Genomic DNA, 12,570 nt, shown 5'->3' with positions numbered 1-12,570 from the left:
TTGATAAATAATATTATTTAATTACTTAGGTCGTCTGCTTTTTGAGACTGAGCCGACAAAATATCCGTAATATTATCCTCAATCCAATCCGCTAAACTGGCGACTCGAGCAGCCACCTCTACGCCTAATTCCGTCAAACTATATTCCACATGAGGCGGCACCACAGGATAAGAAATTCGTAGTACAAAGCCATCTGTTTCCAAGGCTTGAAGCGTTTGCGCAAGCATCTTTTCACTCACCCCGAGGATCTTACGACGCAGTTCACTAAAACGATGTGTTTGACCATCTTTTAAAGCAAACAGTACCAAAACGCCCCAGCGGCTCGTCACGTGTTTCAAAATATCGCGAGAAGGGCATTTGTCTGAAAACACATCGCCTTTTTCAAATAAGTGCGACAACCCATTCTGAGAGTCTTGTAGATTATTTTTCATACTTACCTTTTTGTAGGTACTTACCAAAAGTTTGTTAGTAATATATTCTACTTCTATCAACTTAAAAACTCAAAGGAGAATAGTATGATTTTAGTTACTGGCGCATCCGGTCAACTTGGCCGTCTTGTGATTGATTCCTTGTTAGAAAAAACCGCAGCAAGCAAGGTTATCGCTGCAGTGCGTAATCCAGACAGTGTAAAAGAGTTAGCAGAGAAAGGCGTAAACGTGCGCCAAGCGGATTATACCGATCCAGATTCTCTTGCTAGTGCCATGCAAGGCGTTGACAAAGTACTGCTTATTTCTTCAAGTGAAGTAGGCCAGCGTGTTGCGCAGCACCAAAATGTTATCAATGCCGCTAAACAAGCGAATGTTTCTCTGATCGCATACACCAGTATTCTAAAAGCCGACACCTCGCCTCTGTTACTTGCACAAGAGCATGTGGCGACCGAAAATCTGTTGGCGGAATCAGGCGTACCTTACGTGCTACTTCGCAATGGCTGGTATTCAGAAAACTACACGATGAGTGTGGCAGCGGCATTGGAACATGGAGTGGTGGGCTGTGCAGGTGACGGTAAACTGTCAACTGCAACACGTGCCGATTACGCAGAGGCCGCGGCAACAGTGCTGCTTCAAGACGGTCAGGCAGGCAAAGTCTATGAGCTTGCTGGCGACAATGCCTTCACCCTAAGCGAGTACGCAGAGGCCATTAGCAAAGTAACGGGCAAAACAGTCTCCTACCAAAACGTTCCAGAAGCCGAATACACCAAGATTCTAGTTGGCGTAGGCCTACCTGAAGGGTTCGCAGCTGTTCTTGCGGATTCAGAAGCTGGCGCAGCTAAGGGCGGTTTGTTCAGTGACAGCAAAGCATTATCTACCTTGATTGGACGCCCAACGACATCCATTGAAGACAGTATTAAAGCCGCGTTGTAAATTGACGCAGTGACAGACTAAGGCAAACTTATCCGCCTTAGTCTGTCATAAACGTTTTATGAAAATATGAGCAAAAGTAGGGCTTTGTTAGGAAAGACGCGCTTGACGCTCTAACCATTCAAAAAATTGCATAGCTTCAACCGAAATTTCTGGACCCGATTTGCGTACCAGATAAAAGGATTCACTTGCAGGAATACGCAGGTTAAAAGGTTCTACCAACCGACCATCTGCCAACATATCTTCCACCATGGAGGACCTCGCCAACGCCACACCAATACCAAGCTCAGCTAAACGCAACGACGCCAATAGGGTATCCACTTGCATTCCTCTGGATGGATCCACTTCCGCTTCATTAACCATAGACAACCAATACCCCCAACCTTCCTCGTAACCCAATACATGCAGTAAAGTATGGTCAGCAAGATCTGTTGTGGCATTCAGCGGTAAGCGCTCCAACAACTCAGGTGAACAGACTGGAAATAGACTGTCCCAACTTAAGCGCTGAGAAACATAACCCGGCCATTGCCCATTCCCCCAGCGAATTTCAAAATCATCATCGGCTTCAGTGTCTTTCACCCACAGGGAACTGATGTATCGAATATCAATATTAGGGTACAGACGATGGAATTCCGTTAATCTTGGTGCTAGCCAATGGACAAAAAAAGACAAGCTGCCACGTATTTTGACTGGGGTTCGCTGGTCTTGATTAAACAACTCATTGGTTGCAGCCGCTAGGCGTGAGATGGAATCCTGCACCACAGGAAGATAAGACATCCCTTCATCGGTGAGCGCTAATCCTCGAGGCAAGCGAGTAAATAAGGACACACCTAGATGACCTTCGAGCAAGCGTATTTGTTGGCTAACAGCCCCTTGGGTTAAGTGCAGCTCTTGTGCGGCCTTAGTAAAGTTCAGGCTGCGCGCAGAAACCTCAAAGGTTCTTAACCAATTTAACGGTGGAAGTGACTTTTGGTTCATTCGGTACTTTAACCATCGCGCAAAGAAAGACGAAGCGTTAGAGTACCTGACCTAAAAAGCGTTGCAAGCGTGGATGATCAGAATGAAAGAAACGCTCTGGAGATTCTTCTAAAACAAGCTCTCCTTCTTCCATGAATACAACGCGATCAGCCACTTCACGGGCAAAGCCCATTTCATGCGTTACAACCACCATGGTCATACCTTCGCGCGCGAGTTCTTTCATCACATCCAAGACTTCTCCAACCATTTCAGGGTCAAGCGCACTGGTCGGTTCATCAAACAAAAGCACCTTAGGTTTCATTGCTAGCGAACGGGCAATGGCGACTCGCTGTTGCTGGCCGCCAGACAATCGGGTTGGGTAATTGCCCATTCGATCCGCCAGACCAACTCGATTAAGCAAATCCGTGGCCGTTTTTCGTGCTTCTGCCTTAGTTTGTTTCAGCACTTTCATGGGTGCCAACATAACATTGCCTAGTGCGGTTTTATGGGGGAACAAGTTAAACGCTTGGAACACCATACCCACTTCTTCACGTACCTTATTGATATTGGTGCGCTTATCAGTCAGATCCACTTGATCTAACAAAATACGGCCAGATGTGATGCTTTCCAATTGATTCAGGGTACGTAAGAAGGTCGACTTTCCCGAACCGCTAGGCCCAATAATAACCACCACTTCACCTGGTTGAACATCTAAGGAAACGTCTTTGAGAGCATGACAACCATTAGGGAAAACCTTGTTTACCTTATGCGCTTGAATAAGTGCTGGCTGGCTAGATTGCTCTTTCACTGGATCAATCACTGACTGATAACCTCTTTTCTAAACACTGAATAAGCAAAGATAAGCCCCCAGTGACCACCAAATACAAAACGGCGACCGTAAACCAAACTTCAAATGGGGCAAAGCTGCCACTGACCACTTCACGACCAGCCTTGGTTAAATCAGTAATAGAAATAACCGATACCAATGAAGAGTCTTTAATCAAATTAATAAATTGCCCAGCAAGCGGTGGTAAGGTGCGTTTAATTGCCTGTGGCATGATGACGTACGCCATGGCTTGCACATAATTCATTCCAAGAGAGCGCGCCGCTTCCATTTGTCCTGCCGAAACCGACTGAATTCCCGCTCTTACTATCTCGGCAACATACGCGCCAGTAAAAATAGACAATGCCGCCACACCGGATGTGAAACGATCTAAGTCAAACACGGTACCAACAAAGAAATACACGATGAATATCTGTACAAGCAGAGGCGTACCACGGATCACTTCCACATAAGTCATCGCCAAATTTCGCCATACTTGACCATGGGCCACGCGCATCAAGCCAAACATAACCCCTAATAAAACGGCAAAGATCAGCGAGATAAACGAGATTTTAATGGTCACCCACAAACCCTCAGCGATTGGCCCAAAACGCCAACCCTCAATACGAGCAATGGTGTCGCCTTGGAATATTAAATCCCCATCTCGAGCCACTAGGGTATCGTAAACTTTAACTAACTGAGGGTCATCGCCATAATCAGGCAGAACAGACAAACGGCCCGCTTTATCTACCACAGCAGTGCCATCCGTGATCGCCACAATGTCTTGGGATTCGGTGTTTATGATGTAGGGCCACAAGCGTTCCCAATGCCAGGAGTAATTGATTTTCTGACCAGCAAAGTAGACGCCAGAAACCAATATCGCCATGATCACTAGGTATAAACCGTGTCCAAGCCAACGTGAAGATTGTGTTTGCATGAGCTCTCTTAAATATAAAAAGAGCCTATAATATATAGACTCTTTGAAACGCGGTAATTAACGTCAATTATTACTGAATGCTATCGACCCAAGCATCCGATTTAAACCACTTGTCATAAATACGGTCATAAGAACCGTCTTTTTTGATCTGCACAAGATAGTTATTTAAGAAGTTAAGAAAGTTCGGATCATTTTGGCGAATCGCCCAACCTAGTGGTTCATAAGTGAATGACTGATCCAAGTGAACGACTTTGCCTTTGTGCTGAGAAGCGTAAAGCGCATTATATGGTAAGTCATAAACAAACCCATCCGCTTTACCATTTGCTACTTGAAGTACCGCATCGGCAGACGTTTCAAACAGGTTCAAAGTGGCTTTCGGAAAGTATTTTTTCGCAGCTTGTGCGCCTGTGGTGCCAATTTGAGATGACAAGGTGTACTTCTCATCGTTCAAATCACGGTACGACGTTACTTTGCCTTGTAAATCAGGCTTAATCAGCACCGTTTGACCAATTTCGATGTAAGTATCAGCAAACATAACTTTCAAGTTACGCTGCGGTGTAATCGCCATACCACCAATAATAATGTCGCATTTTCCCGTCTGTAGCGCAGGAATGATACCGTCCCAAGCCGTATTAACAGGAACGAACTTCACATCCATGGAACGTGCCATATGCTTCGCAAGATCGATATCAAAGCCAATAAAACGGCCATCTTTGGTCTTCATTTCGAAAGGAATATAACCCGCCTCAAAACACACTTTCAGTTCGCCACTGGTCAAAATGTTATCAATAGCAGAATCGGCAGCGTAACTATGAGCAGAGAACAAAGCACCAACCAATGCCAAACCGGACAGAGCTTTTTTAAGACCTACTTTCATATCATTCCTCTCGTTGTTCATCCAAGACGCAATAAAACGCATGAATCTCGACTTTTTATGGGGTATTTGGCGGACAATATAGCGGAAATGGGATGGTAAGAATAACCATTGAATCCGCCCCTAAGACCAAGGTTTTTTAATGGATAGAGGGAGTTTTCTAATGGTTACGACTATTATAGACATAAAAAGCTGAAATTGACCCAAAATTTATAATCAAACTAATTTCTATCTGTAGAACTCATGGTTAAAATGCCCAGTATTAATAAAACTGGGGACAGTAATGCAATCAATCACTATTCTAGATGGCGGCATGGGTCGCGAATTAGAGCGTCGCGGCGCTCCCTTTAAACAACCAGAATGGTCTGCTTTGGCCATGATGGAAGCACCTGACACTGTTAAAGAAGTGCATAAAGCCTTTATTGCAGCTGGTTCTCGCGTTATTACCACCAACAGCTACGCATTAGTGCCTTTCCACATTGGCGAAGAGGTTTTTCAGCAACGCGTAACAGAGTTGGTCATTGAATCTGCTCGCGTTGCTCGTGAAGCCGCAGAAGAAGCGAACCAAGACGTGAAAGTGGCAGGCTCTTTGGCTCCTTTATTTGGTTCCTACCGCGCGGATTTATATGAAGCCGATCGAGCCGAGCAAATTGCTCGTCCAATCATCGAAGCATTAGCCCCACGAGTCGATTTATGGCTAAACGAAACACAAAGTTTGCTCGCGGAAACCCTACAAATAAAAGCCCTAGTCGATGAGATCGACGGTCAACACAAACCTTACTGGGTCTCTTTCACCCTTGAAGACGCAGAAGTAACGGATCAGCCACGCTTACGATCAGGCGAAACCGTGAAAGAAGCCGTTGCCGCCATGGCCAAAGCCGGTGTGAATGGCATTCTATTTAACTGCTGTCAGCCTGAAATTATTGCCGACGCAATCCAAATCTCAAAAGACGTACTGTCCAAAATAAACGACCAGATACAACTAGGCGCATACGCCAATGCCTTTCCTCCTCAGCCTAAAAATGCGACAGCAAATGATGGCTTAGACGAACTGCGAAAAGACTTATCACCTGATTCTTATCTGGTATGGGCACAACGTTGGAAAGAGCAGGGTGCCACCTTGATTGGCGGTTGCTGCGGTATTGGACCAGAACACATCAAAGCGTTGTCTGAACACCTTTAAGAGACAAAGGGCAAGCGACACCCTCGCTAACCCCTAGAAACTAAAAAGCCCCAGCTTCATTCGAAACTGGGGCTTTTTGTTCTATAGAGCAAACACTTAAACGTCTAGGTTAGCTACATTCAAGGCGTTGTCTTGGATGAAGTTACGACGCGGCTCTACTTCGTCACCCATCAAGGTGGTAAACATTTGGTCTGCAGCAACAGCGTCGTCAATGGTAACGCGAAGCATGCGACGAGCATCAGGGTCCATAGTGGTTTCCCATAGTTGCTCTGGGTTCATCTCACCCAGACCTTTATAGCGCTGTACCGTCATGCCGCGAGAAGCTTCTTTCATCAACCAAGCTTTCATGTCGCTGATGGTTTTTACTGTTTCACGGCGTTCGCCACGTTGGATGTAAGACTCTTCACCGAACAATTCAGCAACGGTTTCAGACATAGCCACGATACGCTTGTATTCCGGCGAGCTGAAGAAAGTACCTTCAAAGCGGTAACGGTTTGATACACCATGAGACATGATATCCACCACGGGTAGGTAGATATTACGTTCATCGTCTTTCTCTACAGAGAAATCAAAACGGAAACCGGTACGAGCGTCTTGTGGCATTTGGCTACGGATGGCTTCGACCCATTCCATGACCGTTGTTTCATTGGTTAAATCTTCTTGTGTTAGTGCTTTACAATACAGAAGTTTACCCATTACATCTCTTGGGTACACACGAGACAAACGCTCTACATCGGCTTCAATGTGAATGTAGTCACGCATCAGTTTCGCCAAGTGCTCGCCTTGAATGCCTGGCGCGTCTTCGTTGACGTGCATATGAGCTCCATCTAAAGCCACTTCGATCAAGTGCTGATCCAGAGCCGCTTCGTCTTTGATGTACTGCTCTTGCTTACCACGTTTGATTTTGAACAGCGGTGGCTGGGCAATAAAGATATGACCACGTTCGATGATTTCTGGCATTTGACGGAAAAAGAAAGTCAACAGCAGGGTACGAATGTGCGATCCATCGACGTCGGCATCGGTCATGATAACGATGCTGTGGTAACGCAATTTGTCTGCGTTGAATTCGTCACGGCCGATGCCACAACCCAATGCGGTAATCAGAGTGCCTACTTCAACAGACGCGAGCATCTTGTCAAAACGGGCTTTCTCAACGTTCAAGATTTTACCTTTAAGAGGCAAAATCGCTTGCGTACGACGATCTCGACCTTGTTTTGCAGAACCACCCGCAGAGTCACCCTCCACTAGGTAGATTTCAGAAAGCGCTGGGTCTTTTTCCTGACAGTCGGCCAATTTACCAGGCAAGCCTGCGATGTCTAGCGCGCCTTTACGGCGAGTCATATCACGGGCACGACGTGCAGCTTCACGAGCACGAGCCGCATCAATCATTTTATTAACGATGATTTTGGCTTCGTTTGGTTTTTCTAGCAGGTATTCCGCAAAACGCTTACTCATTTCCTGCTCAACGGCGGTTTTCACCTCAGAAGAAACCAACTTGTCTTTGGTCTGAGAAGAGAACTTAGGATCTGGAACTTTTACCGACACAATAGCTGTTAAGCCTTCACGGCAGTCATCACCTGTTGTCGCCACTTTTTGCTTCTTCGCCAAGCCTTCCGATTCAATGAAGTTATTTAAAGTACGAGTCAAAGCGCCACGGAAACCCGCAAGGTGCGTACCACCATCGCGTTGTGGAATGTTGTTGGTGTAACAGTAGATGTTTTCTTGGAAGCCTTCGTTCCACTGCAAGGCCACTTCAACGGCAATGCCGTCTTCAAGGTCTTCACGCTGGCAAATGAAGTGAAAAATATCGTTGATTGGCGTTTTGTTGGTATTCAAATGCTCAACAAAAGAACGCAAACCACCTTCATAGTTAAAGAATTCTTCTTTACCAGAACGCTCATCTTTTAATTTGATGGCAACACCAGAGTTCAAGAAAGACAACTCACGCAGACGTTTTGCCAAGATGTCGTAATAGAATAGGATGTTACTAAAGGTATCTGCAGACGGTTTGAAGTGAACGGTTGTACCCTTGCCATCAGAATCGCCAACAATAGCAAGAGGAGCTTGTGGTACGCCGTGTTTGTAGTGTTGCTCGTAGACTTTACCGTTCTTGCGAATCGTCAAGGTTAGTTCTTCAGATAGGGCGTTTACCACCGAAACACCTACACCGTGAAGACCACCAGAAACTTTATATGAGTTATCGTCAAACTTACCACCAGCATGCAGTACCGTCATGATAACTTCGGCAGCGGAAACGCCTTCTTCTTCGTGAATATCAACAGGGATACCACGGCCGTTATCCGACACAGAAATAGATTCATCAGGGTGAATCAGGACGGTAATCGTGTCACAGTGACCAGCAAGGGCTTCATCAATGGAGTTATCCACGACTTCAAATACCATGTGGTGCAAGCCTGTGCCATCGTCCGTATCGCCGATATACATTCCTGGGCGTTTACGTACGGCATCTAGCCCTTTGAGCACCTTGATACTGGACGCTTCGTAATTATTTTCACTCATTTAACTCTCCTGCAAACCTTTGCTCAATAAAGACAATTCGCCGTTACTCATAGCAAATTGACGAACGTCGGTTGTATCGGCCCAAGTAAAATCCGTTGTATCAGGCTCGACACTGGTAATAAAAATTTGGCTGTTTAATGACTCCAACAACTGACAAAGTTTCTGTCTGTGGTTGGCGTCTAACTCAGCTGGTAAATCATCCACTAAAAATACCAGAGGGCGACCCATATCGATCAATAACTGTCCTTGAGCAATCTTCAGTGCAGAAACCACCAGCTTTTGCTGACCACGGGACAAGGTATCTAACGCATCTCCCGTTGCAGTTTTTACACGTAAATCCGCTCGCTGAGGGCCGGTATGTGTATAACCTAGCTCGATATCTCGCTCGCGCCCCGCAGCCACCGCCATCGCTAAATCTTTCTGTGCATCCCAGCCTTGGAAGAACTGAAGACTTACTGACAGCTCTGTGGTTAGGAGCGCTAAAACCTTCTCAAAATGTGGTGTTAGCTTTTCCACATAGTCTTTTCGAGATTGATTTACTTGCTCGCCCAGCCGGATCAATTCCTGATCAAATGCCGCTAATAAACTGTTGGATATTTTACCACGTCTGAGCAAGGTATTCCGCTGTTTTAATGCTTTTTGCCAGCCTCGCCACGCTTGAATGAAATCTTTATCGAAATGAAAGGCTCCCCAGTCGATAAATTGGCGTCGAATGCTGGGTGATCCTTCTAATAATCGGAAAGCATCGGGGTTAATCAGCTGTACTGGAAGACGCTCTGCCAGCTCAATAACCGACTGAGCACGTTGCCCTTGTATACGCACATCAATTTGACCATCACGATAACGCTGCAAACCGACACGAATAGGGCTGCCTTGTGCTTGGTGCAGCTGGGCAAAGACAATGCAGGCTTCGTTTTCGTGCTGTATATAGGTTTTGTGCTTATGACTACGAAAGGAACGACCAAACGACAAAAGGTGAATAGCCTCTAAGACTGAGGTTTTACCACTGCCATTTTTACCAACAATCACATTCACTTGGGGCGAAGGTTCAAAGCGCACACTAGAAAGGTTGCGAACATGAGAGATGTCCAAACGCACCAGCGGCATAACTCTTAAACCTTAATTGGGGGAGGGAAGACAACCCACCAAGCATTGGATTTTCTCAAGCACTTGGTGGGTGATAGGTCTATTCATCTAGCAGATAATTATAGACGCATCGGCATCACAACGTATTGTGCTGCGTGGCTTTGTGCTTCTTCGATCAAGGCACTGCTGTTAGAGTCATTCAATGACAATCGCACTTCTTGAGAATCCACAACGCCCAATACATCTAATAAATAACCCACGTTGAAGCCCACTTCCATATTGTCGCCTTGGTATTGCACCAATACGGATTCTTCGGCTTCTTCTTGCTCTGGGTTATTGGCAAACACTTGCAACATGCCATTAGACAGAATCAAACGCACACCACGATATTTCTCGTTAGAAAGAATCGACGCACGTAGGAAAACTTGACGAAGTTCCAAACGGTCAGCGATAACGATTTTTTCATTGTTACGTGGAATAACGCGATGATAATCAGGGAATTTGCCATCAACTAGCTTAGAAGTGAACACATAATCCGCGACTTTGGCACGAATATGGTTTGTACCTATAGTTAGCTCAACCACTTCATCGCTATCGTTTAGTAAGCGGTTTAGTTCCAATACCCCTTTGCGCGGCACGATGACTTGCGTCAGATCGCCACTTACTTGGGCATCTTCAACCGCAGTCGCTAAACGGTGTCCATCGGTTGCTACTACGCGCAGTTGGCCATCAGCCACTTCTAACAACATGCCGTTAAGGTAATAACGCACGTCTTGGTTCGCCATAGCGAAACCAGTACGATCGATCAAACGACGTACGCTGTTTTGTGCGATAGACACAGACAAATCACCTTGCATATCTTGGATATTCGGGAATTCATCTGCTGGTAAGGTAGACAGACTAAAGCGTGAACGACCTGAGCGAATCACCGCTTTTTGATCATCCAAAGTAAATTCAATCACTGCGCTGTCTGGTAAACTTTTGCAAATGTCCATTAGCTTACGAGCAGGTACCGTGATACGGCCTTCTTCGCACTCATCTAATGGCACATGCCCAACTAACTCTACTTCTAAGTCAGAGCCAGTCAGTGTTAATACTTGGTCTTTCACTTCCACCAATACATTGGCCAAGACAGGCATAGTTTGTTTGCGCTCTACAACGCCTGCCACTAGTTGAAGTGGCTTAAGAAGTGTCTCGCGGACGACTGAAAATTTCATTATTTTCCTCGTAAACTCAAAGTCTTAGACCATCAGGTGGTCAGGATTCGCATCAATTGCTTATAGTCTTCACGGATATCCGAATCGGTGTCTTGCAGCTCTTTAATCTTACGAATCGCATGCAATGCAGTCGTATGATCTCGTCCACCAAACGCATCACCAATTTCTGGCAAACTGTGGTTGGTCAATTCTTTGGCTAATGACATCGCCACTTGGCGAGGACGAGCCACTGACCGACTACGACGTTTGGACAACAGATCACTGATCTTAATTTTGTAATATTCCGCGACAATTCGCTGGATATTATCAATGTTAACTAGCTTATCTTGCAAGGCCAAAAGGTCTTTTAACGACTCACGCACAAAATCAGGCGTAATCGCACGCCCAGTAAAATGCGAGTTGGCAATAACACGCTTTAGTGCACCTTCTAATTCACGCACGTTAGAGCGTATTTTCTGGGCAATAAAGAAAGCAGAATCGTAGGATAACTTAATGCCACTTTCATCGGCTTTGCGCATCAAAATCGCCACACGAGTTTCTAATTCCGGTGGCTCGATGGCGACCGTTAAACCCCAGCCAAATCGAGACTTAAGACGGTCTTCCAAACCTTGAATTTCTTTAGGGTAGCGGTCACAGGTCAAAATCATCTGCTGGCCACCTTCTAATAAGGCATTAAAGGTGTGGAAAAACTCTTCCTGCGTTCTGTCTTTGCCGGCAAAAAACTGAATATCATCAATCAGTAAAGCATCCACAGAACGATAATAACGTTTAAAGTCGTTAATCGCGTTCAACTGCAAGGCTTTTACCATGTCGGCAACAAAACGCTCAGAATGCAGGTAAACCACCTTAGCATTCGGGTTGTGACGCATCATCTCTGTACCGACGGCTTGCATTAAGTGAGTTTTACCTAGGCCAACCCCACCGTATATAAATAGAGGGTTGTAAGCTCCGCCAGGATTTTCTGCGACTTGTAAGGCTGCGGCATGAGCCAGCTGGTTCGATTTACCCTCGATAAAGTTATCAAAGGTAAAAGAATTGTTTAGGTTCGCTCCGTGGTTAATACCACCTTCAACTTGCACTTTACGTTTGGGCGCCGTTAACGGCAATTGGCCCTGTTCATAAGGTTCAAGTTCGCCACGCAGGCCCGTGCCAGACAAAGTTAATGGTGCTTCAAATTCAAGATCGGCGTGTGGTGGCCCATCTTCTTCATCCATTAAGCCAAATCCTGGACGATAGCCGGACTCTCGTGCGACTTCATTATTCAAAGGGCTTACCGTCGGCTCACTTGACACTGGAGGCGGTGGCGGCGACATCTGATTCGTTTGAGCGAAGTTTTGTGATTTAACTTCCAACTTTAAAGCAGGAGCAAGGTCGTCCCCTGCAAATTCAGACAATAGCTCTTTTATGCGCGTTTGATATTTGTTACTCACCCAATCCAACACAAATCGGTTTGGTGCGCTCAGACGCAATTCTCCATTAGGCATCATTTCAGCCTGTAATGGACGAATCCAAGTGTTGAACTGAGATGTGGAAAACTCACTCTGCAAGCGCTGCAGACAAAGATTCCAATGCTCCAAAGACACTGTAGACGTACTCCCTGGTTGAGTGACAGACA

General features: G+C 45.8%; 11 protein-coding genes. 2 read left to right on the top strand and 9 right to left on the bottom strand.

What is annotated here, in order from left to right:
- Window positions 1–17: 17 nt before the first annotated feature.
- Window positions 18–431, bottom strand: a complete 414-nt coding sequence (locus tag C1X04_RS00055; protein ID WP_110576267.1) for a helix-turn-helix domain-containing protein — start codon at window positions 429–431, stop codon at window positions 18–20.
- Window positions 432–515: 84 nt separating this feature from the next.
- On the opposite strand from C1X04_RS00055, the gene C1X04_RS00050 reads away from it, so the two are divergent.
- Complete coding sequence (locus tag C1X04_RS00050) at window positions 516–1,361, top strand: SDR family oxidoreductase (RefSeq protein ID WP_137168828.1); 846 nt, start codon at window positions 516–518, stop codon at window positions 1,359–1,361.
- An 87-nt stretch (window positions 1,362–1,448) separates the two neighbouring features.
- Here the strand turns inward: C1X04_RS00050 and C1X04_RS00045 are convergent, their stop codons facing one another.
- From C1X04_RS00045 to C1X04_RS00030, 4 genes are all read right to left on the bottom strand, one after another.
- Entirely contained in the window at window positions 1,449–2,336 is an 888-nt protein-coding gene (locus C1X04_RS00045; protein WP_110576263.1) for a LysR substrate-binding domain-containing protein, read from the bottom strand.
- Between the two features lie 37 nt (window positions 2,337–2,373).
- Entirely contained in the window at window positions 2,374–3,093 is a 720-nt protein-coding gene (locus C1X04_RS00040; protein WP_175404972.1) for an amino acid ABC transporter ATP-binding protein, read from the bottom strand.
- Between the two features lie 34 nt (window positions 3,094–3,127).
- Window positions 3,128–4,075 (bottom strand): amino acid ABC transporter permease, encoded by a 948-nt coding sequence (locus C1X04_RS00035; protein ID WP_110576261.1) that lies wholly within the window; start codon window positions 4,073–4,075, stop codon window positions 3,128–3,130.
- Between the two features lie 70 nt (window positions 4,076–4,145).
- The gene (locus C1X04_RS00030) at window positions 4,146–4,952 is read right to left on the bottom strand and encodes a transporter substrate-binding domain-containing protein (protein WP_110576259.1); all 807 of its coding nucleotides are present in this window, start codon (window positions 4,950–4,952) and stop codon (window positions 4,146–4,148) included.
- Window positions 4,953–5,232: 280 nt separating this feature from the next.
- Between C1X04_RS00030 and C1X04_RS00025 the strand changes: the two genes are divergently transcribed.
- A complete protein-coding gene (locus C1X04_RS00025) occupies window positions 5,233–6,132 on the top strand; it encodes a homocysteine S-methyltransferase family protein (protein ID WP_217494984.1) in 900 nt (299 codons plus the stop codon).
- A gap of 96 nt (window positions 6,133–6,228) precedes the next feature.
- Here C1X04_RS00025 and gyrB read toward each other — a convergent pair whose 3' ends face one another.
- The 4 genes from gyrB to dnaA all read right to left on the bottom strand — a co-directional run bounded on the left by gyrB (window position 6,229) and on the right by dnaA (window position 12,538).
- On the bottom strand, window positions 6,229–8,652 hold the full coding sequence (gene gyrB / locus C1X04_RS00020) for a DNA topoisomerase (ATP-hydrolyzing) subunit B (protein WP_110576257.1): 2,424 nt from the start codon (window positions 8,650–8,652) through the stop codon (window positions 6,229–6,231).
- Window positions 8,653–9,759, bottom strand: coding sequence for a DNA replication/repair protein RecF (gene recF, locus C1X04_RS00015; protein WP_110576255.1), 1,107 nt, complete (start codon window positions 9,757–9,759; stop codon window positions 8,653–8,655).
- Between the two features lie 98 nt (window positions 9,760–9,857).
- Entirely contained in the window at window positions 9,858–10,955 is a 1,098-nt protein-coding gene (dnaN, locus tag C1X04_RS00010) for a DNA polymerase III subunit beta (RefSeq protein WP_110576253.1), read from the bottom strand.
- Window positions 10,956–10,987: 32 nt separating this feature from the next.
- The gene (dnaA, locus tag C1X04_RS00005) at window positions 10,988–12,538 is read right to left on the bottom strand and encodes a chromosomal replication initiator protein DnaA (RefSeq protein WP_110576251.1); all 1,551 of its coding nucleotides are present in this window, start codon (window positions 12,536–12,538) and stop codon (window positions 10,988–10,990) included.
- Between the last annotated feature and the right edge of the window lie 32 nt (window positions 12,539–12,570).

It is taken from the genome of Marinomonas sp. FW-1 (assembly GCF_005222245.1).
Classification (GTDB): domain Bacteria; phylum Pseudomonadota; class Gammaproteobacteria; order Pseudomonadales; family Marinomonadaceae; genus Marinomonas; species Marinomonas alcarazii.
Note: the sequence above shows the minus strand (reverse complement) of the source record. Positions and strands in the feature narration are given on the sequence as shown.